The 20,795-nt window shown below is 40.9% G+C and carries 19 protein-coding genes; 10 read left to right on the forward strand and 9 right to left on the reverse strand.

Annotated features, from left to right (window positions below; translation table 11 throughout):
- The first annotated feature begins 93 nt into the window (after nt 1-93).
- On the forward strand, nt 94-3,597 hold the full coding sequence (locus ACOVQQ_RS07515) for an FG-GAP-like repeat-containing protein (protein ID WP_421817653.1): 3,504 nt from the start codon (nt 94-96) through the stop codon (nt 3,595-3,597).
- 29 nt (nt 3,598-3,626) lie between these two features.
- On the opposite strand, the gene ACOVQQ_RS07520 is transcribed toward ACOVQQ_RS07515, so the two are convergent.
- Complete coding sequence (locus tag ACOVQQ_RS07520; protein WP_421817654.1) at nt 3,627-4,661, reverse strand: Fic family protein; 1,035 nt, start codon at nt 4,659-4,661, stop codon at nt 3,627-3,629.
- A 619-nt stretch (nt 4,662-5,280) separates the two neighbouring features.
- Here ACOVQQ_RS07520 and ACOVQQ_RS07525 point away from each other — a divergent pair.
- Nucleotides 5,281-6,096 (forward strand): 2,3,4,5-tetrahydropyridine-2,6-dicarboxylate N-succinyltransferase, encoded by an 816-nt coding sequence (locus ACOVQQ_RS07525; RefSeq protein WP_421817655.1) that lies wholly within the window; start codon nt 5,281-5,283, stop codon nt 6,094-6,096.
- A gap of 163 nt (nt 6,097-6,259) precedes the next feature.
- Nucleotides 6,260-7,327 (forward strand): glycosyltransferase family 9 protein, encoded by a 1,068-nt coding sequence (locus ACOVQQ_RS07530; RefSeq protein ID WP_421817656.1) that lies wholly within the window; start codon nt 6,260-6,262, stop codon nt 7,325-7,327.
- A gap of 8 nt (nt 7,328-7,335) precedes the next feature.
- Here ACOVQQ_RS07530 and ACOVQQ_RS07535 read toward each other — a convergent pair whose 3' ends face one another.
- The gene (locus tag ACOVQQ_RS07535) at nt 7,336-8,166 is read right to left on the reverse strand and encodes a glycosyltransferase family 2 protein (protein WP_421817657.1); all 831 of its coding nucleotides are present in this window, start codon (nt 8,164-8,166) and stop codon (nt 7,336-7,338) included.
- A gap of 72 nt (nt 8,167-8,238) precedes the next feature.
- On the opposite strand from ACOVQQ_RS07535, the gene ACOVQQ_RS07540 reads away from it, so the two are divergent.
- Together ACOVQQ_RS07540 and ACOVQQ_RS07545 are read left to right on the forward strand one after the other, a co-directional pair.
- Complete coding sequence (locus ACOVQQ_RS07540; RefSeq protein WP_421817658.1) at nt 8,239-9,009, forward strand: glycosyltransferase family 2 protein; 771 nt, start codon at nt 8,239-8,241, stop codon at nt 9,007-9,009.
- 4 nt (nt 9,010-9,013) lie between these two features.
- A complete protein-coding gene (locus ACOVQQ_RS07545) occupies nt 9,014-9,595 on the forward strand; it encodes a dual specificity protein phosphatase family protein (RefSeq protein WP_421817659.1) in 582 nt (193 codons plus the stop codon).
- Nucleotides 9,596-9,615: 20 nt separating this feature from the next.
- Here the strand turns inward: ACOVQQ_RS07545 and ACOVQQ_RS07550 are convergent, their stop codons facing one another.
- The gene (locus ACOVQQ_RS07550) at nt 9,616-10,389 is read right to left on the reverse strand and encodes a lipopolysaccharide kinase InaA family protein (protein ID WP_421817660.1); all 774 of its coding nucleotides are present in this window, start codon (nt 10,387-10,389) and stop codon (nt 9,616-9,618) included.
- A gap of 2 nt (nt 10,390-10,391) precedes the next feature.
- Nucleotides 10,392-11,039, reverse strand: coding sequence for a class I SAM-dependent methyltransferase (locus ACOVQQ_RS07555; protein WP_421817661.1), 648 nt, complete (start codon nt 11,037-11,039; stop codon nt 10,392-10,394).
- 202 nt (nt 11,040-11,241) lie between these two features.
- On the opposite strand from ACOVQQ_RS07555, the gene ACOVQQ_RS07560 reads away from it, so the two are divergent.
- The 5 genes from ACOVQQ_RS07560 (at nt 11,242) to ACOVQQ_RS07580 (ending at nt 16,223) form a co-directional block, all read left to right on the forward strand.
- On the forward strand, nt 11,242-12,054 hold the full coding sequence (locus tag ACOVQQ_RS07560) for a glycosyltransferase family 2 protein (RefSeq protein WP_421817662.1): 813 nt from the start codon (nt 11,242-11,244) through the stop codon (nt 12,052-12,054).
- A gap of 2 nt (nt 12,055-12,056) precedes the next feature.
- Nucleotides 12,057-12,965, forward strand: a complete 909-nt coding sequence (locus ACOVQQ_RS07565; protein ID WP_421817663.1) for a glycosyltransferase family 2 protein — start codon at nt 12,057-12,059, stop codon at nt 12,963-12,965.
- Nucleotides 12,962-13,534, forward strand: coding sequence for an L-threonylcarbamoyladenylate synthase (locus ACOVQQ_RS07570; RefSeq protein WP_421817664.1), 573 nt, complete (start codon nt 12,962-12,964; stop codon nt 13,532-13,534). The genes ACOVQQ_RS07565 and ACOVQQ_RS07570 overlap by 4 nt, the downstream gene beginning before the upstream one ends.
- 246 nt (nt 13,535-13,780) lie before the next feature.
- Entirely contained in the window at nt 13,781-15,214 is a 1,434-nt protein-coding gene (locus tag ACOVQQ_RS07575) for a CCA tRNA nucleotidyltransferase (RefSeq protein ID WP_421817665.1), read from the forward strand.
- Nucleotides 15,207-16,223: a COX15/CtaA family protein gene (locus ACOVQQ_RS07580; protein WP_421817666.1), complete on the forward strand. Its 1,017-nt coding sequence runs from the start codon at nt 15,207-15,209 to the stop codon at nt 16,221-16,223. The genes ACOVQQ_RS07575 and ACOVQQ_RS07580 overlap by 8 nt, the downstream gene beginning before the upstream one ends.
- Here ACOVQQ_RS07580 and ACOVQQ_RS07585 read toward each other — a convergent pair.
- The 5 genes from ACOVQQ_RS07585 to ACOVQQ_RS07605 form a co-directional block, all read right to left on the reverse strand.
- Nucleotides 16,204-16,959: a LytR/AlgR family response regulator transcription factor gene (locus ACOVQQ_RS07585; RefSeq protein WP_421817697.1), complete on the reverse strand. Its 756-nt coding sequence runs from the start codon at nt 16,957-16,959 to the stop codon at nt 16,204-16,206. The two genes, ACOVQQ_RS07580 and ACOVQQ_RS07585, sit on opposite strands and share 20 nt — an antisense overlap.
- Nucleotides 16,955-17,587 carry a hypothetical protein gene (locus ACOVQQ_RS07590; protein ID WP_421817667.1) on the reverse strand — a complete coding sequence of 211 codons (633 nt, stop codon included), beginning with the start codon at nt 17,585-17,587 and terminating at the stop codon, nt 16,955-16,957. Before ACOVQQ_RS07590 ends, ACOVQQ_RS07585 begins: the two co-directional genes overlap by 5 nt.
- The gene (locus ACOVQQ_RS07595) at nt 17,587-18,159 is read right to left on the reverse strand and encodes a 2TM domain-containing protein (RefSeq protein ID WP_421817668.1); all 573 of its coding nucleotides are present in this window, start codon (nt 18,157-18,159) and stop codon (nt 17,587-17,589) included. The genes ACOVQQ_RS07590 and ACOVQQ_RS07595 overlap by 1 nt, the downstream gene beginning before the upstream one ends.
- A 1-nt stretch (nt 18,160) precedes the next feature.
- Nucleotides 18,161-19,522 (reverse strand): 2TM domain-containing protein, encoded by a 1,362-nt coding sequence (locus ACOVQQ_RS07600; protein WP_421817669.1) that lies wholly within the window; start codon nt 19,520-19,522, stop codon nt 18,161-18,163.
- A gap of 137 nt (nt 19,523-19,659) precedes the next feature.
- On the reverse strand, nt 19,660-20,283 hold the full coding sequence (locus tag ACOVQQ_RS07605) for a hypothetical protein (RefSeq protein ID WP_421817670.1): 624 nt from the start codon (nt 20,281-20,283) through the stop codon (nt 19,660-19,662).
- Between the last annotated feature and the right edge of the window lie 512 nt (nt 20,284-20,795).

The raw sequence follows: 20,795 nt of genomic DNA on the forward strand, positions 1-20,795 counted from the left end.
TGCACGTACTTCCACCAACGTATACGGCAGGATGCGCCCAAAAACAACAACACTACAATATTAGTTTTATCTTTACCAACTAATTTACTGACTGTGAAAAAGATTTACCTGTTTTTACTGCTCGCTCCGCTACTTTCCATCGCTCAAATACAATATACTACCAACGTTTTAACCGACCAAAATTCGGGCTTTCAAGGCGCCGATGGCTTTGAACTCATCGACGTAGATAACGACGGCGACAAAGATATTTTTGCCTACAAAGGCAGCAGCTTGGTTGTATTTGAACGCCTTGCCAACGGTCAGTTTAGCAAACCCTTACCAATTAACACGCCCTTTCAAACCTCGTTTACTGCGAAAATGGGCGACCTTAACGGCGATAACCTGCCCGACTTGGTAATTATTACTTCAAACTCCATTATTTGGATGCCAAACACCGGCTCATTTACCAATTTTACCGTAATTAACGTTATTTCGACCAACAATGTGCCGAACAGCGTACAAATTATTGATCGCGATGCCGATGGCGACAAGGATATTTTTTTCTACGACACCTTTAACTCGGGCTGGTTGATAAACAACAGCAACGCCACAAGCTTTATCTTCTCCAGCTATTTTGGCAGCAGCGTTTTCGATATTTTAGTACAAGACGTAAATGGCGATAACGCAGCCGACTTTATCTCGAAAGCCTCCGACGGCGAATACAATTTGCGCTTTACCGTGTACGATGCCACAGCTACTAATTCGTACAACTTTATTGAAACAATTGACGGTTTTGCTGTAGGTGGTTATCCGGCACTCGGCGATTTAGACGGCGATGGCGACAATGATCTTGCCTACGCATATTTAAACGGAACCGCACGACAATTGGTGTGGTACCAGTACAACAGCACCACCGGGCTTTTTGGTACTAAAACGGTCATTGCAAATTTAACAACCGATCCGTCGGGCGTTTATGTAGGAAATGTAAACTCGAACGGCGCTGCCGATATAGTGCTCACCTACAACGATCCAGATAAAATTTCGTGGGTACGTTCGAACGGAAATGGCTCCTTTGCCGCCGAACAAACCATTACAACGGCCGCCGATTTGGTACGACAAGTACTCATTGCCGACGCGGATGGCGATACTTTTAACGATATTTTCTTTACCTCGTACTACGACTCGAAGTTGAGTTATCTGAAAACAAACGGCGCTGTAAATCCGACTTTTACCGAAGTTCGTTTGAACAATGCCACTTTTGGTGCTTTTAGTGTCGAGGCTGGTGATTTGGATAACGACGGCGATCGCGACATCGTGCAAGCCTCGTTAATAGAACGAAAAATAAGCTGGTTTAAAAACGAAAATGGCGCTTTTAGTAGCAACCAGAACATTATTCAAGAGTTTGAAACCTACGCGCCGTACAACTTACGTGTAACCGATATCGACAACGACGGAGATAAAGATATCTTGTATTTCTCGACCTGGGAACCTAATTTGTCGAATGCCAGCGAATTGGTATTGTTAAAGAACAGCAACAACGGAAGTACGTTTACCAAATCGATTGTTTACGCAGTTAACGAAGAAATATCGACTTACGAATTGCTCGATGCAGATAACGACGGCGACCAGGACCTTGTTGTAGGAAACAACGGCAATTTAATGTATCTCTTTAAAAACAACGGAAACGGAACCTTTGCAACGCCAACGCAGTTCTCGGAGTTCTTATTCAACCGCGCACCTGGATTATTTGCAGTTGCTGATTTCGACAACGATGGCGATACCGACATTGCAACCGGACGGAGCGATGGCGAAGTGTCGTGGTTTGTGAATGAAGGTGGGAACTTTACGCAAAAGAATGTCGTACTAGCGCCAAATAATTTAAACTACAGCGTTAAAGCTGCCGACATTGATAACGACGGTGATCAAGATTTGATTTACGAAAATTACAGTCCGAATCGGATTGGCGTTTTCAAAAATCAAGGTCTAGGCGTTTATGCAGCTCCGGTAGTGATTGACAATTCTATTTTTCGACCACGCGGACTAAACGCAGTTGATTTAGAGCTAGACGGCGATTTAGATTTGGTTTGTGGAAGTGAAAATTCGATAATCGTAGCCTACTTAAACGATGGCAACGGCAACTTTGGCAGCGAAATTACCATCAGTAACGAACCCGCTGCGACACGCGATATTACTACAACCGACTTTACCGGCGACGGTTTGCCGGATTTTGCCATAGCTTCTTACAACGACGACAGTATTGTTTGGCTCGAAAATCGCGGACTTGCCACACGACAAATCAACGGAAAAGTGAAATACGACGCCGATTCGAACGGCTGTACCACCCAAGATTACGGCGTGGCAACCAAACTCGTGCAGGCAACCGATGGCAATTTCTCGTTAGCGGCATTTACATCGGCAACCGGAAACTACCAACTTAACTTAAGCGACGGAAACTACACGCTGAATTTGCCAAACACCGCTACACATTTTGGCGTCTCGCCTCTTGAAGCTACCGTGCAACTAAACGATGCGTTACCGGTTATCGAGAATAATTTCTGCATCACTCCGGCCATTGCCACAGAAGATTTGGAGATTAGCCTCTACCCGACCAACAGCGTTCGTGCTGGTTTTGATCATCAGGTTAAAATGATTGTCAAAAACGTAGGAAGTGTCGAAAAAAATGCCACGATAAAACTGTATCATCCTGCAAACAAATTGTTGTTTCAATCGGCTGAACCCCAAGCAAACGCTAGTACAGCGGGCGTTTTAGAGTTTACGATCAGTAATTTACAACCGCTAACCGAGCGTTTACTCACGGTGAATTTCACTGTGGCGGTTATTCCGATTGTGAATTTGGATGAAATTGTCAATATCGGTGTGGAAATTGAAGATAGTGAAGGCGACGCAACGCCTGAGAACAACGGTGCGTCGGTAAATCAGTCGGTGATTGCTTCGTACGATCCGAACGACGTAACCGTATTTGAAGGCGCAACCGTACCTATTGAAAACGCTAGCAATTATTTGCATTACCGCATTCGATTTGAGAACACCGGAAACACCTACGCCGATCGCGTTGTAATAAAAACAACTTTAGATTCGAATTTAGATTGGAGCTCGTTACAACCCGAAGGTGCAAGCCATAACTACTTTACTACAATTCGAAACGGTAATGAAGTGACATTTACATTTAATGCCATTTACTTACCGGCCGCCTCGCAAAATTTAGCTGCCGCTCAAGGCTACGTTTTGTTTAAAATTAAGCCGAAAAATACGGTTGTTGTTGGCACAGCAGTAAACGCAACAGCGGCAATTTATTTCGATTTCAATCCGCCGATTATTACCAATACCGCGACAACTACTTTTGTGAATACCGCGTTAGACGTCGATCAGGTTGATGTTGAAAAAATGGTTTTGTACCCAAATCCGGTTGATGCCGTTTTAAACGTAAACCCAAGCACCAATTGGCAAGAAATTGAATTGATTGACGTAACCGGAAAAACCGTGATTCGCGCAAAAACGTTTCCGATAAACACCGAAAATCTGGCGCCGGGAATGTATATTTTAAAAGCTATGACAACTAGCGGACAGCCTTTGGTACGTAAAGTGGTGAAACGATAAGCGATTAGTTTTAATAGCCTCGAGCGTTTTTAAAAATAATTACTTCCTGCAAATGCCACTTGATCAATAAAAATTTGCTTCATCGGCGAAATATTATTTTGCTCATAGAAAACGAGCATGGCTTTTTTGTAATCAAGCGAATCGACAGTTCTAAAGGAAATGGGAACACAATTATTTGCCATTAAAATCCCGTTACTAACGATACGAGCAGTACGCTTATTTCCGTCGACAAAAGGTTGTATGTAAGACAGCAAGCATAAAGTAAGAAGTGTTTTTTCGAAAACATTCGATTTTGCATTAACTAGTTCGCACGTCTGTTCGAGTGCGTCGCGGATTTGAAACTGATTGTCTAACGGTTTGTAATTAGTTCCAGTAATACCTACCGGTTTATTTCTGATGTTTCGTGGAATAGCTAAATTTTGAATGAGTAATGAGTGTATGTTCTCAATCTTAGCTACGGAAAGCGACTCAAAATAGTCCAGATTATCTACCAGAAAATCGATAGCTAATTTGTGATTGAGAAGCATTGTTGCTTCCTCTTTGGTTTTACCTTTTGCTTCTTGTTGCTCTTTCAGTAACAACTCGGTTTCAAGCAAAGTGTATGTATTACCTTCAATTTGCGAAGATTTCCAGCTTAAATCAATAGCCAAGCGTTCCAGTTCTTTTAAAAACTCGAAAGAGGTTGCGGAACTTCGAAAATCTGTAAAACGCTTTTGAAACTGAAAAAGGTTTGCCAGTTCAAATTCACTGAAAATTGGTACTTCCGATAAAGTTTGAGTTATCAAATCAAAACTAAAGTTAGCGTTAATCCGACGTTCATCGACTTCCGATAAAAAGTACTTATCAATGTCTATGGTGTGAAGAAGTGCATATCCCGCAGATAAGAAATACTTGGTTGCTTTGCCCACACCAGCCTTTTCGACATAGCGTTTTTCAACCAACTCATTCAGAACTCGTTTTACAGTCGCTAAACTGCTTACATGCGCAGTTGTAGCAGCTATCTCACTGGAAGACATGGAACCGCGTTCTTGAAGAAGTGTGATAATTTGTTTAGAAATCGACATAAACCACATTTACGGCTCAAAAATAACAAAAATACAGCTCAAAATCCGGTTTTTTGAGCCGTATTTTTAAATTCGGTGAGCTGTATTTTATTTTAGTACGTTTAGTATTAGTTTCACTCATTTTACCGGTAAACTCATTTGCAGCTGTCGGCAGTTACGTCTTACAAAAGAAAGACTCTCCAAATATTAAATACTTTATATAAATACGATTTATCTGGTATTTTTCACTTAGATATAATTATGTGTATCCTATTTATTTTAAGTATTTTAAGTAGTTGTAATATTGCAATATTACAACTAAAATTAAAACAGTTCTTTAACCGATATTTTAAACAACCTTCCCTGTGCATCTACTTCCCGTGCACTTTCCCCGCGTTAGGTGGCGGCGCGAAAATGGCCAACAAACCGTTGCGCGTGATGCGCTTAGCGAAACGGCGACTAACAGAAGCCCGTTTTGATTGACGCAGAACCGCAAACGGTTGGCGGCCATTGCAGCAAGCAACCGACGGCCTTGCTTTAGAACGCTCGTTTACTCAGTAACAAAACTCAAGGCCGGAACGCCCAAAAAAATCGGTAACTTTCAAATCCAAAAACTATCTTTACAAACAAAATTTTTTGCATGAATGCTCTACAATCAATCATCGAAGAGGCTTGGGAAAACCGCGCGCTACTCACCGAAGATCGCGTAACCTCGGCCATTCGAAACGTTATTGAACAACTCGACAACGGCTCGCTTCGCGTGGCGCAACCTACCGAAAACGGCTGGCAGGTAAACGAATGGGTAAAAAAAGCGGTCGTGCTGTACTTCCCGATTCAAAAAATGGAAACGCTCGAAGCCGGAATTTTCGAGTATCACGATAAAATGCCGCTAAAACGCAATTATGCCGAAAAAGGCATTCGCGTGGTGCCTAATGCGGTGGCCCGACACGGCGCGTACATCTCGAAAGGCGTTATTTTAATGCCGTCGTACGTAAATATTGGCGCGTACGTCGACGAAGGTACTATGGTCGACACGTGGGCAACCGTAGGAAGCTGTGCGCAAATTGGAAAAAATGTACACTTATCGGGCGGTGTAGGTATAGGCGGTGTTCTCGAACCGTTGCAAGCGGCTCCGGTAATTATCGAAGACGGCGCGTTTATTGGTTCGCGCTGCATTGTTGTCGAAGGTGTTCGCGTTGAAAAAGAGGCGGTTTTGGGAGCTAATGTATGCTTAACGGCATCGACAAAAATTATAGATGTTACGGGTGAAAATCCGATTGAATACAAGGGCGTGGTTCCGGCGCAATCGGTCGTGATTCCCGGCAGTTATACCAAACAATTCGCCGCCGGCAGCTATCAAGTTCCGTGCGCGCTCATCATTGGAAAACGCAAACCATCGACCGATTTAAAAACAAGTTTAAACGACGCCTTGCGCGAATATGAAGTAGCTGTTTAGTAGCTAATCCTGCTTTCACTGCAAGTACGCTTTTACCGCGCTCCTTTTTTACGCCTATAGTCTAGCTTCCGCTGGTCGCTGCCTAAAAGCTCAAAAAGCAAACGCGGTAAAATGCGCGCTTTCCGTTCAATCAGGGCTAGGGCAATCGTTACCGAAAATACGTATGAAAAAAATCTTGGTGATTCAACAAAAGATGATCGGCGATGTGCTGGCAAGTAGCATCTTGTGCAATAACTTGAGACAAATTTATCCCAAGGCGCAAATACACTACTTGATTTATCCGTTCACAAAACCCGTTGTTGAAAACAATCCGAATATCGATTCCTTTGTTTTGTACGAAGACAGTTACAAAAAGAGCAGTTTAAAGCGCCTACAGTTTTTATATCGGATTCGAAAAGAGCGCTACAACATGGTGATCGATGCGTACAACAAACCCGAAAGCTTTTTGGTAACCATGGCTTCGGGTGCTGACGTGAAAATAGGTTTCTTCAAAAAATACTCGCAAAAGCTGTATCATTTTAATATCGCGCCGATCGACAAACCGCTAACCAACGCAGGGACAGCACTCGAAAATCGGATTAACTTATTGAGCTGCGTTGCGCCAAATTTTAAATTTGACTTGCGTCCGAAAATTTGGTTAACAACTTCCGAAAAGGAAGAAGCACAAAATACGTTGCAGAAACATGGAATTCTGGAATCGGATCCGTTTCTCGTAATTGGCATCTTAGGAAGCGATGAAAGTAAGTCGTATCCGGCGCCGTACATGGCACAAGTACTCGATTTTATAGCGGCAAACACGTCGAGTAAATTAGTTTTAAACTACATGCCGAAGCAAGCCAATGAAGTGCAAACGATTTGTGCGCTGTGCGCTCCAGAAACGCGAAGTCGAATAATATCGGAACTAGTTCCATCAAATATCCGTGCGTTTTTAGCACTCACCCATTTTTCACAAGCCTTGATCGGAAATGAAGGCGGCGCTGTAAATATGGCCAAAGCTTTAGGCATTAAAACCTTTACGATTTTCTCGACATGGATTATCAAGGAAGCGTGGAATTCGTTTGAAGACGGCAGCAATCATGTCTCTGTGCATTTGCAAGATTACAAGCCAGAACTTTACGGCGACAAGACCGCAAAACAAATGAAAAAGAATGCCTTGCCGCTCTACCAAGCATTTACGCCCGATTTAATGCTTCCTGCTTTAGAGGCGTTTTTAAATCGATTAAAAAGCTAAATCAAAAATCATTTCAAGATTTCATCGCGCGTGGCAGAATCGATTCCAAACTCGGTGCGCTGCAACTTTTGTTTTTCAGTTTCGAGTCGGATGGCGTCATTAACTTTCCATACTTCATCGGAAACATAACCTCGAGCATGATCGAGATGAATACAAATAGCACTGTATCTGATTTGTTTTCCCACAACACCTGCAAAGGTAAGTCGCTCGCCTAATTCACGATCTTCGCCGCCGTATTTCATCCGTTCGTCAAATCCGTTAGCGCGGAGTAAATCGGCTTTCCAACCTGAAGCATTGTGTCCGTTCCACGTTGGTTTTGTTGGCGTTACTGCATTTAAAATCGGGCGCAAGAATCGCGGAGCACCAATTTTCATGTTTACGGGTTTGCGATGTCCGTTTTCGATCAGCCATTTTTTGCTGAAAGCACGTTGTGAAATGATGTCGTCGGGGCTTATTTTGTGCGATAAATCCATCGACAATTTATGGTATCCGCCCGAGAGAAAGGTATTGGGTTTTCGATTGTCGAGATGTACTTGAATAAAATCGGCTCTTGGAATACAATCGCCATCAGTAAAAATCAAATAATCTGCTTTTGCGTTAAGAATTGCCGCATTTAAAATTTTAGTTTTTCGAAATCCGTCGTCCGAATGCCATACATGAACGAGCTTTAAATTGGTTTCTTGTCGGAATTTTTGAATGAGACGGGCGGTTTCGTCTCGTGAGCCATCATCTGCGATAACGATTTCGAAATCGGTATACGTCTGACAACTAAAGCCATACAGAACTTTTTCTAGCCATTCTACAGCATTATAGGTACTCAAAATGACGGAAACAGTCATGTATGTAATTTTTTTACTTTTATTTACAGCAAAAGTACTTACTAATTTATATTTGTAAAATAATTTGTTTGCATGTTACATCCTCATAAAGGGAAACTTTCGGTATTAATAATTACTCTAAATGAGGAGCGCAATATGAAAGAGCTGTTAACCGAATTAGCGTTTGCTGATGAGGTTATAGTAGTTGATTCATACAGTACCGACCGTACCAAAGAAATTTGCATGTCTTTTCCCTATGTGAAGTTTCTTGAAAATAAATTTGAAAATTACACCTCGCAAAGAAACTTCGCTATAGATCAAGCGCAAAACGACTGGATACTATTCATCGATGCAGACGAGCGATTAACGCCCGAATTGAAAAAAGAGGTCCTAGAGACTATAGTGAGTGAGCATCCGAAGAGCGCTTATCTTCTCTATCGCACTTTTATGTTTAAAAATTCGAAATTGCGCTTTAGTGGTTGGCAAACCGACAAGATTTTTCGATTGTTTCATCGCGGTAAAGCAAGGTACACAAACGAGCGATTGGTTCACGAGAAACTAGATGTAATTGGGGAAATCGGTAAGTTAAAATCGAAGTTAATACACTACAGCTATTCCGATTATCAATCGTATAAAGCTAAAATGGTTGCGTACGGACGCTTAAAAGCAATAGAAGCTAAAAATCGGGGTATTGTTCCTAATTTTTTCCATTTCGTAATCAAGCCTTTATATAAATTCGTTTACCAATACTTGATCCGTTTAGGCATACTCGACGGTGGAAGAGGCATTGTTATTTGCTACTTAAATGCATATAGCGTTTATGTTAGATACCAATTCTTGAAAGAAATGACCGCTAAAAAATAGCCAATTGAAAAATAAGTACTTTAAAATCTTCGGAGCATGTTTTCTTGTATTAGCACTGGCAATTGCGGGAAAGTACATCTATCAAGTTAACATTAAACACAATTTTGAAGTCATATCGGAAGGTAAATTTTACAAAAGTGGTGTTATTCCTCCCGAGGAACTACCAGAAGTGCTTCAAGAGTACAACATAAAAACGGTTATAGATTTGCGATTTCCAGAATCGACCGACGAGCTTAACAATCCTGAGGTGGCTGCACAACTGAAATCGGAACAGGAGGCGGTGGCAAAAGTTAAACACGTAACCTACGTTAACAACGGATCGGAGCAAGTTCCGAATCAGAAAAACCTCGACACTTTCTTTGCCATTCTCGACGATCCAAAAAATTATCCCATCCTAATCCATTGCTATCACGGCGTGGGAAGAGCTGAGCTATACTCGGCATTATATCGAATCGAATACGAAAATTGGACACCAAACGACGCGCGACTCGCAACGCGCGATTTTGTGAAATGGAGTTCTTTCGATCTCGGAACACCCAAAGGCGATTTCCTTCAGAACTACATACCGCGAAAAAAGAAAAATTAAATGTGATAAGGCGTCAAATCCTATTTTGACTTACCCACCAAGCTTTTTAGCGTCGTTTTAAACTTTCGCTTACGCCGAAAGCCTCGCTGAAAATCTTCTGTATACTTCCACAATATTCGAAACAATTCTTCCGGATCACGGTTTGAGATTAAGGCGTATTCTTCGGCCATCACACGAACCATTTCCCGTTGAGGCGTGAGTCGCGATAAATTCTTCATGCGCGCTTTAATCGACATTTGCTTTCGGAAACTCATTCGGTTCAGATCCACCAAATAAAAATGATAATTTCCTGAATCATCCACGGTGATCAACGTATTTCCGGGAGTATGATCTTTGAATTCGATACCTGCCTCATGAATTTTGTAACAAAAGTGAACGAATTCACGAAGGATCTTCTCGCGATTTGGCAAATTTTCGTTTTGAACTAGATCGCTATACAAATACTGGTATTTGAGATGTTCGCTTACATAATAGCTTTTGCCAAACAAAAACGCAGACAGTTCTTCGTAATAGGCAATAGGTTGCGGAGTTCCTATGCCGCGTTCGAGTAAATAAACTGCGTATTCAAAAGATCTTCGCGCTTTGGATTTTCTAAAAAACCGATAAATGAATCGATTAAATAAATGCGGCTTCTTGAATGATTTTATATTGAGAACCGACTGCTCCCAATCGAACAATTTTATTTGATTGCGCTTTCGATCGTCAAAATTTCTTCCTAAAGTCGAGAAATTCTGAATCAGAGAAAAACATTGCTGTTCATCTATAAAGGTCTGCTTGTCATTGAAACGAAACATTACTATTTAGCTTTTACCACGGTTGCGTATTGCAGGTTTCGAATATCCCACTGAGTAAACAAAACAAATACGTTGAACAAGATCGGTTTAATCGACTTTGTTTTATTGATGGCTTCGTGGGTAATTATTTGATAACCTAAATCTTCATACATTCTCCTAATGCTCTTCCCAGTAAAAAAGCGCAAATGGGTTTTATCCATAGTGCCAAACTCTTCGTATTGCCAATCTTTCTTAAACACTATTCTAGAAAAAGTTTTAAAATAGCGCACATTCGGAATTGAGCTAATAATGACACCGTTTGCTGACAACTTTACTTTTAAGTCTTGAAGAACGGAATAAGGATCTACCAGATGCTCTAAAACATCATTCAGATAAACAACATCAAAGTAATTATCCGGTAAATCTTTTATATAATTTTCGCACGGACCCGAAAATACGCGATCTAAGTGCTGCTCCGCCATTTTGGCTTCTTCTTCAACATATTCAATGCCCCAAACTTCAGCCTTGTTACGTTCCTTAATTATTTTTGCTAAAGCACCGCCACCACACCCGATATCTATTACTTTCTTAGCAGTTGCAGGTAGGTATTTAAGCATTTCTACTCTAGCATTTTCGTAGTATCCTAGAGGCTTATCTCGGTAGTATTTCATTAGCTAAACGGTAACTTTTCAAAAATTTATGTTAAATCAAAGCTGCCAAATATAGTAAACAAATGGGCAACTTTCGTTGGATCGTAATTTTTGAGGTTTTAATATCCTTCGCAAACTAAAACGAATCTAAAAATGATTGCTTAGAATAACACCACATTTATTTTTTCATATTTGAATATTTGAATTAGCTTGCAACATCGTTATGAATAACATTGAAATGAAAGGACTCCCAACTTCAACCTTGGTAACGCCAACGTATAACTGGCCGCAAGCACTCGAACTTTTACTGCTGAGCATTACAAAGCAAACCGTTTTGCCCGACGAAGTTATTGTAGCTGATGATGGTTCTACAGAAGAAACAACGAAGTTGATTGAGGAGTTCCAAAAAAACTTTCCTGTTCCGTTACATCATGTCCGACACGAGGATATCGGCAACAGAAAACCCATGATCATGAATAAAGCCATCGCGAAAGCAAAAGGCGACTATATTATCGAAATCGATGGCGATATTATCATGCACAAGAATTTTGTCGAAGACCACTTAAAATTCGCCAAAAAGGGCCACTACCTCTTCGGTTCACGCTCCAGCATTCAAAAAAGTATCTTAAACGATATTTTCAAAAATAAAACCACATCGTTTCATTTCTTTTCAAAAGGCATCACAAAAAGGGCGCGAACAATTCATTTTCCGTTTTACATGAATTTCATGAAATCGGTAGAAAAACGCTCGTCAAAGCTGCGCGGCTGCAACATGTCGTTTTGGAAATCCGATTTTATAAAAGTCAATGGCTTTAATGAAAGTCTTGTAGGATGGGGCATCGACGATTCTGAACTAATTCAACGATTTCACAACATTGGTCTCCACGGCAGACGATTAAAATTTTGCGGACTGGTTTTTCATATTTATCACAAAGAACAACCTAAAAACCACATTCACATTAATCAAGAAATTGAAGATCGAACCGTACGAGAAAAAATTACTTTTATAGACAAAGGAGTAAACCAATATCTGTAATTTTGAAAGACGTAGCAGTAATTTTAATCAATTATAATTCAAGCAATCACAGCATTAATTGCTTGAAATCCATTTACGAAAAAACCTCCGACGCGATTTCCTTCGAAGTTATAATCACCGATAACAATTCGGAAATTGCCGATTTTCAAAATTTAGAAAAACAGCTGCGCTTACACAACTTTCCCAACCTCACCCTAATACGCAACACAACAAATACAGGATTTGGTGGAGGAAATATGACTGGCTTCGAGAAAAGTAATGCCAAATACATCTGCTTTTTAAATAACGACACTATACTGCTAAACGACTGCCTGTCTATTTTGAAAAACTACTTGGATGAACATCCTCAAGTAGGCATAGCAGGAGCACAAGCCTATACTGCCGATGGTTCATTTTTAATCTCATTAGATCACTTTGCCTCGCCAACCCGAGAAATATTGGGGCGAAAGTTCTTAGAACTCAGTAATTCAAAAAAATACCCAAAGAGAAAAAAATTATACTCGAAGCCGCTGCAGGTGAACTTTGTACCAGGAAGCTTACTATTCTTAAAAACGGAGGACTTTTTGCAGTCGGGAGGTTTTGATACCAACATCTTTCTGTATTACGAAGAAACCGACTTATGTATTCGCTTGTTAAAAATCGGGAAGCCCGCATATCTAGTTCCTGACGCAAAATTTATGCACTTTCACGGCGGTAGTACTGAACGATCTTTGGCAATAAAAAAAGAATTGAAAATCTCCTTGCTCTACGTCATCAATAAACATTATGGGAAGTTTTCTCGACAAATTGTTTTACTGTTTCTCATCCAAAAGTACTTTTTCAGCAGTATTTTTAAATCAAAAAATCGTCCGATTCTCGCTTTGTTACTTAAAGGCGCACCGATCACAGAATCAATGAAATACAAACAATGACAGATACGTTACACAGTGAAATTGCTAATTCCTTTGATGTCTTAAAAAACGGAGGCATCATTTTATATCCGACCGACACTGTTTGGGGTTTAGGTTGCGATGCAACAAACGAAACTGCTGTAAAGCGACTTTTTGAATTGAAGAAAAGAGCTGCCGACCACAGTATGATTGTACTGGTAAACAGCGATCGACTCATTCACCGTATATTCAAAGAAGTGCCGGAAGCCGCTTGGCAAATTCTCGAACTGTCTGAAAAACCCACAACTTTAGTGCTCGACGATCCGAAAAACGTAGCGCCGCAACTTATTGCCAACGATAATTCACTCGGAATCCGAATCGTTAAAGATCCGTTTTGCTATAAATTGATCGAGCGACTAAAAAATCCGCTGGTTTCTACTTCCGCAAATTTCTCCGGCGCGCCCACGCCAACAAGTTTCACCGAAATAGCGCCCGAGTTAATCCAACAAGTTGATTACGTAGTGAACCTAGATCGCGATAAAAAAACTACGAAATCGTCGGCAATCATCAAACTTACGCGCGATGCTCAGGTAAAAATTATTCGCAGTTAAGCAAATAGCAAAAAAACGTATTGCATTTCGCAGAACAGCTAGGTCAATTCACCTAGTAAGGTAAACTCGTTTCCCATGCGAAATTGATTTTCGAACCGATTTTAAGAAAAACTTAGAATGATTTTTGAATTGTTCGCACATCATCCGTCAGGTATGTTGTAAATTTGCAACGCAATAAAAAATCGCGAATGTCGGCGTGAATTCAGAATAATCACACGGCTTTCGCTGCTTAATTTCTTCTACACGGTGTCAACGCAAAATCACGCAGCTGCCCTTCAGCATCCTATTTTTACATACGTAGCCAAAACTGCTGCGCAGACGGGCGTGCAAGCCTATGTTGTGGGCGGCTTTGTTCGCGATTATTTACTAACTCGCAGCGGAAAACCAGACATCGATTTTGTTGTTGTTGGAAACGGAATTGCTTTCGCAGAAGCCGTAGCAACCCACTTACCAACCCGACCCAAAGTACAGTTTTTCAAGAATTTTGGAACGGCCATGTTGCAATTTGCAGAAACCGACATCGAATTTGTGGGTGCTCGTCGCGAATCATACGCCAGAGATAGCCGAAAACCTATCGTAGAATCCGGTACGCTGCAAGACGATCAATTGCGACGCGATTTCACCATAAATGCACTAGCCATCTCACTCAACGAAGCCGATTTCGGCGCGTTGGTCGACCCGTTTGACGGTATTGCCGATTTATCCTCGAAGATCATTCGAACACCAACCGATCCGGATATTACGTTTTCCGACGATCCGTTGCGCATGCTCCGCGCCATTCGATTTGCCGCTCAACTGCAATTTCAAATTGATTCAAGCTGTTTTGATTCCATAAAACGAAACGCGCACCGAATTGAAATCATTTCGGGAGAACGCATCATCGGCGAACTGAACAAAATTCTCGAAACCGAAAAACCATCCATAGGCTTATCGCTTCTGTACGATGCGAAGCTGCTCGAACTCATTTTACCCGAACTCACAGCTTTAAATCAAGTTGAAGAAATAGAAGGACAAACGCATAAAAACAACTTTTACCATACGTTGGAAGTTGTCGACAATATTTCGCGAAACACCGACGACGTTTGGCTGCGGTGGGCTGCCTTGTTGCACGATATCGGGAAAGCACCAACCAAAAAATTTCAGAAAAAGCAAGGTTGGACGTTTCACGGGCATGAATATGTGGGCAGTAAAATGGTCAAAAAGATTTTCATTCGGCTAAACATGCCATTGAATCAAAAAATGAAATTTGTCCAGAAAATGGTGCTCATGAGTTCTCGACCCATTGTTTTGGCACAAGACATCGTGACAGATTCGGCAGTGCGACGACTGATTTTCGAGGCAGGAGAAGATGTGGAATCACTTATGACGTTATGCGAAGCCGACATCACCACAAAAAACAAAATTAAATTCAAAAGATACCATCAGAATTTCGAATTGGTGCGCCAGAAGATTGTTGAAGTGGAAGAACGCGACCAAGTTCGAAATTTTCAGCCGCCCATTACCGGCGAATTCATCATGGAAACCTTTGGTATTGGACCGTCGCGCGAAATTGGTGTGATTAAAGAATACATTAAAGAAGCCATTTTGGAAGGAAAAATTGCCAACGATTTCGAACAAGCAAAAGAACTTCTCTTCAAAAAGGCGGAAGAATTAGGACTCAAACAACATACAAATGGATAACTATTACAGAAAGTCGATCGGTGCTTCTTTGGTTTTGGTGTATTTGGTTATTGTAGCCGGCGCCTTGGTGCGTATGACTGGCAGCGGCATGGGCTGTCCGGATTGGCCAAAGTGTTTTGGATACTACATTCCGCCCACAGAAATTAGCGAATTGCAATTTCAAGAAAATCGACACTATGAAAGCGGACAAGTTATTATCGTCGATGAAAAACTATTTGTAGCTGCAAAAGATTTCACCTCATCAGCTTCCTTCCGCGAAAGCGATTGGAAACCATATACTAAACACGATTACGCCATTTTTAATCCGGTGCATACGTGGATCGAATATTTAAATCGCTTACTTGGCGCACTTTCGGGCTTGGCGGTTTTACTAATGACGGTTTTTAGCTTTTTAAGTCGCCGACAAGTAAAAGAGAAGCTACTTACCGTGGTCACACTTTTTTTAATGGGTTTTCAAGCGTGGATTGGCGCAACAGTAGTGTATTCGGTCTTGAATCCGATTAAAATTACCATCCACATGTTGGTGGCGCTACTCATTGTTGGCCTGTTGTTTACCTTATACCACCGTGCTCAAGAACAACGAACTTTTTCGGTTTCCGTTCCAAAATGGATTACCGGCTTGGCTCTGGCACTAACGCTCCTGCAAATTGCGATGGGTACGCAAGTTCGTCAGTTCGTCGATGAACAAGTTAAAGGATTGGGTATCGAGCCGGTAAGTCAGCTTTTACACGACGGTCCGAGCATCGTTTTAATTCACCGTTCCTTTTCCATTCTGGTATTTGCGTTAGCAATTTACCTGTTTGTAAAGCTCAAAAATACAGGCCTAAAAAATCTGGCTATTTGGCAATTATTTATTGTTGGTGCCGAAGTTTTCACAGGAATTTTAATGTATTATGTCGATTTCCCTTTCGGAAGTCAGACCTTACATTTGGTGTTTGCTGCCCTGCTTTTTGGCTGCTATTACCTGATAACCTTGCGTGCTAAAGTAGTTACTCCAACCATTTCTTAAAGTCGGCTACTTTCTCGCGACTCACAATTACTTCATCTGCTTTATAAGTTGCAGGAATAATTTTTAAGCGCGAGTTGCTGTATGCCGTAATTTCCTTCACGGAAGTGAGTGGAACAATAAATTTTCTGCTTACGCGGAAGAACTGCGCCGGATCGAGTTCTTGCTCGACTTCGTCCATGGTTTGATCGATCAGATAATCGCGATTGTCAATTGTGTGAATGTACGTTCCGCGATTTTCACTGAAAATAAGTTCGATATCTTTCAGTTCGATGATGCGAAGTTGCGCACCAATTTTCACGGTAAAGCGCGATTTATATGCTTTCGCAGAAGAAGGCGCAAACAATTGTTTTAATTGTTCGAGATTGAAATCGGGCTGGTCGTCTTTCTCGAATCGCTTTCGGAATTTCAATACTGCCGCTTCCAAATCGTCTTCATCGATTGGCTTTAGCAAATAGTCTATGCTATTCAATTTGAAAGCTTTCAAGGCATACTCGTCGTAAGCCGTTGTGAAGATTACAGCGCTGCTGATTTCTACTTGCGAAAAAATCTCGAACGACAAACCGTCGCTTAATTGAATATCCAAAAACAATAAATCCGGTGCTGCATTACTGCGAAAGTACGATACGGCTTCTTCAACCGAATGCAGCATTTGCACCACTTCAATCGATAACTTTTCTAACTTCCGCGACAGCAATCGCGCCGCAGGCTTTTCGTCTTCAACAATAATAGCTCTAATTTTCATGCTTTAATTTTGCGTGTTTTCGCGACCAAACTGTAATTAAAATACTTCCCACAACCGACGGCGCCAACCAGGCAACAACCGCTGGTAAAAATGTATTGTTTACCACTAAAAAAGCGGTGAATGCGGCGATATAAGCACCCGTCATTCGTTGAATGTGCAGTAAATAGTACGGATTTGCAAGCTTAGTTCTGCCGAAGAACATCATAAAATCTTGTACACACATCACCAAACTACCTGCTCCAAAGGCCAAGATCACCACATTAAACTCGTTAACAACACCAAAGTAAATTAATCCCAAGGAAAACAAAACCATGGTAGCCGAGATAATTAAAATCAGTGCCGACTTTCTTATCCTACCTTTCACTAACGCCATGCCTTGCAAGCCCGTGGTGAGCATAAAAATAGTGAAAACCGATATGCACAATAAAAACACCGAATCGTGTAAAACCGACATTACAAAGCCAGCTACAGCACAAACATACATACTTACGGCAAAGATTTTTCCGCTCAGCACGTGCTTGCGATCTCCTTTGGCTGCTATCATAATGTAACTTCCAATTAACAAGGCAATTCCGCCGCTAACGATATGAATAACCAAAAAAGTAATAAAAAGCGGATCCATTACTTGCGATCTGAATTTTTCATAAACGCTTCGATTTTACGTTTCTCCCACGCTTCGTCGAAAAATAAATTGGCTCCAAAAATACTTATTGCGTGGGCGAGTAAACCCAAACCCCACCAAATGGCCAAATTAAACAGCCCCAAGGAAAGCGGCGACCCATCGGCAAGTTCAGAAATCACCACAATAGCATTTACGATGATGTAGGAAATAAAGTGTCCGTAAAAGCCGCGTAATTTCTTGATTTTCTTTTCAACTTCGTATTTAATTTCGGCTTGCTGTACTGCGGTAAGTTCTGCTGTATTCAAGCCTTTGGTGTATTTCTGTATTTGCGATTCTTCCAAAGAGTGCATCAAGCGAGGCATTTTCTGAAATGCTTCCAGATAGTGAAAAAACAAGCCTATTCCCCACCCGATCAATGAAAACCAAAACCACTGAAACTCGGGCATCAACCATAAATTTACGGCAATTAACGTAGGAATCACAATACAAAATGCGGTAAGATGTCCGTAAAAACCTTTAATGTTTTTCAACTGCTTTTGCACGTTTTCCGGAATGTGTTGCTGCGGTTCCATATTAACGATACTTGTTTTGTTTCTCTTTGTCTAATAACTCTTGTACTTTTCTCTTCTCCCAATCGGCACCAAAAAACGGCATAAAATTGAAAACCGACATCGCGTGAAATAATACGCCGATTCCCCAACCTAAAAGCGGCCAGAAAAACCACAGTTTATCGGGAGTAGTAAGTAAATTAAGTGTAATTAAACCCAAATTCACTAAAACATACGACATTAAATTGCCGTAAAATCCTTTGATGTCTTCGACGCGCTTGCGAGCATCGATATACGCTTGTTGCGATTGTGTATCAGTTTGTTCCATGATTTCTATAATTTCTGTTAGGATCGGAATAGCAACGGCAAAAGTGGTTTCACTTTCAAGTATTTGCACCGATCGTTTGGTTAATATGCTGTATCTGCTTACGATATTCTGTAAGCCAACGCCTTCGCGATCTTTAAGAACTTCCTTGCGTTGTAGGTCGTTTTCCACAACCAAATTATTGTCTTTTATGTAAATCCGCACTTTTAAAGGTTTCTGCGGACTCACCACATTATGCTTAATCGTATTTTCTAAAAGTAATTGTAAACTCAACGGTACTACTTTCGATTCGTCGTTCCCCTGAATTTCAGGAAGCTCATACTGCAAACTCCCTTCAAAACGCATTTGCAACAAATTCAAATAGGTTTTGGCGAATTTTAACTCTTCTTCCAAAGGAACCAATTCCTTGTCTTTTTGCTCCAAAACGTAGCGGTAAATCTTCGACAATGAAGTGGTAAACTTCTGCGCATTATCCGGATTTTCCTCAATCAACGAACTCAACACATTTAAACTGTTGAACAAAAAATGTGGATCGATCTGATTCTTCAACGTTTCAAAACGCGCCGATGCATTTCCTGCAATTATCTTCTGTTCCTTCACCTTCACTTCCTGCATTTGCTTGTAGAAGTAAATAGCGTGAAACAATAAAGAAATAACCAACGTTAGCAAGATCGAAAAAAGGTAACTGCGCACCGTTTGCTGGGCTAAAAAAACAGGTAGAGGCATTTGGTTTAACAGAACATCGGTAACATAGCGAATGATAAAAATACCAATCGTGGTGAGAACAACACTTCCAACAACACCAACCACAAAGCGAAATTGCTTATACTTTTTCCACGGACGGAAGTTGATGTAATTAAAAAAAGTGCTGTTAATGAGCGTTAGAACGGTACCGTATAAAAAGTAAATTCCGATTTCTCTAAAAAGCTCGTTGTTCAATTCAAAATCGCGCCCCAATAACATTTCAATAAAAAATGCCGTTGCAGTAATGCCAAAGCTCACAACAATACCCGTGATAACAGCCTTGAAAATGATTTGGATGGTTTTTTGAATAATCGACATACGGCGGCGTTTTAAAAAAATTAAAATACGAATTTAACTACAGTTGTTGCGATGAAAACGATCAAGATAAACATAATGATTTTGAAAAAGCTGCGAATTGTATTTTGAATAACTAACATGATTTATTGAATTTAAAATTATTTACCACACGAAGCCAAAACTTGTTGCGCGCGTTCTTTTCCCCAAGTTGGTGCAAAAGGCGTCGCGGGTTTTTCGTTCTCAAATAACTTAATCGAGCGCGCTACTTGTTCACACATTGGCTTGGTATCTTTTCCCCAAAATTTTGCTCCTCCAATTTCAAAGTCGGCTTTACTGAAAACCACACGCGGATTCTCCGGCGCTAATTTTTCTGCTTTAGCGTATAATCCCATGATAATCGGACTGTATTTTTGGCCATTCGTCATCGGATCTTGTACAATGTAAGCCGTGTAAATCAAAGCTTGTACTACCAAAAGTTCGGCGTTTTCGGCATTCTTCGCCATTTCAATGTCCAATGCGCTCTGTGCCTGGGTTAGTAAAGCGGTAATTTGCGTCTTGTCTTTCAAGTAAAACGCCGATGTTGTATTAACCAACGCTACGTAATAATTCGGTAGCCACTGGTTTGGTTCTGCGGCAGCAATACGTTCAAATAAAGCGGATGCTTCGGTGGTTTTTCCCGAATTCCACAATTCCATTCCTTTCTTCATGCCGGTTTCAAATTTCGATTGAGCGAATACTACTGTCGATAAAAGTAAACTGAAAATTAATGCTTTAGTTCTCATTTTTCTAGATGTTTAAGTTTGATGATGTAAAAGTATTTTAGTGATTCTGCTATTTAAAATAAGTTCTACCGAACTGTAAAATTTGTGTACTGAATTGTAATTTTTCGTTTTTTACCTGAGTTTGATTTAAAAATTGAAGTCAGAAAACATAGAAATGGTTGATTACTAGGCGGATTTTCTTTGGGATACCGAGGTATCGCAAAAAAATCCAACGACGTAGGCAGCCATTTATATGTTTAGCGAAGCATATTGAATCGTATTATCATTTAACTGAATCAAAATTTGCAATCTGACAAAGATTTTTAATCGAACTCAGGTGTTTAGGGCGCATCCCGGCGGTATTTAGTGGAAATTCCGTGCGCCGCCGCGTCCCGCTTTCGCTCATAGTCCTCGCTGCGTTGCCCTCTTGCATCGGGCCTTGCTGCGGGCTAATCCGCTCAATCGGTTGCGCAAAATCGTGCACAAACGATCTGATCTTATAAACCTGAGTTCGATTTAAAAATTGCGGTCAG

It is taken from the genome of Flavobacterium sp. (genome assembly GCF_049240005.1).
GTDB lineage: Bacteria > Bacteroidota > Bacteroidia > Flavobacteriales > Flavobacteriaceae > Flavobacterium.

Coding starts and splice junctions, on each gene's coding strand:
- ACOVQQ_RS07535 (WP_421817657.1), bottom strand. CDS start 8,166: ATGACTGTTTCCGTCATTTTGAGTACCTATAATGCTGTAGAATGGCTA.
- ACOVQQ_RS07590 (WP_421817667.1), bottom strand. CDS start 17,587: ATGGATCCGCTTTTTATTACTTTTTTGGTTATTCATATCGTTAGCGGC.
- ACOVQQ_RS07525 (WP_421817655.1), top strand. CDS start 5,281: ATGAATGCTCTACAATCAATCATCGAAGAGGCTTGGGAAAACCGCGCG.
- ACOVQQ_RS07600 (WP_421817669.1), bottom strand. CDS start 19,522: ATGTCGATTATTCAAAAAACCATCCAAATCATTTTCAAGGCTGTTATC.
- ACOVQQ_RS07530 (WP_421817656.1), top strand. CDS start 6,260: ATGAAAAAAATCTTGGTGATTCAACAAAAGATGATCGGCGATGTGCTG.
- ACOVQQ_RS07555 (WP_421817661.1), bottom strand. CDS start 11,039: ATGAAATACTACCGAGATAAGCCTCTAGGATACTACGAAAATGCTAGA.
- ACOVQQ_RS07605 (WP_421817670.1), bottom strand. CDS start 20,283: ATGAGAACTAAAGCATTAATTTTCAGTTTACTTTTATCGACAGTAGTA.
- ACOVQQ_RS07580 (WP_421817666.1), top strand. CDS start 15,207: ATGGATAACTATTACAGAAAGTCGATCGGTGCTTCTTTGGTTTTGGTG.
- ACOVQQ_RS07570 (WP_421817664.1), top strand. CDS start 12,962: ATGACAGATACGTTACACAGTGAAATTGCTAATTCCTTTGATGTCTTA.
- ACOVQQ_RS07540 (WP_421817658.1), top strand. CDS start 8,239: ATGTTACATCCTCATAAAGGGAAACTTTCGGTATTAATAATTACTCTA.
- ACOVQQ_RS07520 (WP_421817654.1), bottom strand. CDS start 4,661: ATGTCGATTTCTAAACAAATTATCACACTTCTTCAAGAACGCGGTTCC.
- ACOVQQ_RS07550 (WP_421817660.1), bottom strand. CDS start 10,389: ATGTTTCGTTTCAATGACAAGCAGACCTTTATAGATGAACAGCAATGT.
- ACOVQQ_RS07595 (WP_421817668.1), bottom strand. CDS start 18,159: ATGGAACCGCAGCAACACATTCCGGAAAACGTGCAAAAGCAGTTGAAA.
- ACOVQQ_RS07560 (WP_421817662.1), top strand. CDS start 11,242: ATGAATAACATTGAAATGAAAGGACTCCCAACTTCAACCTTGGTAACG.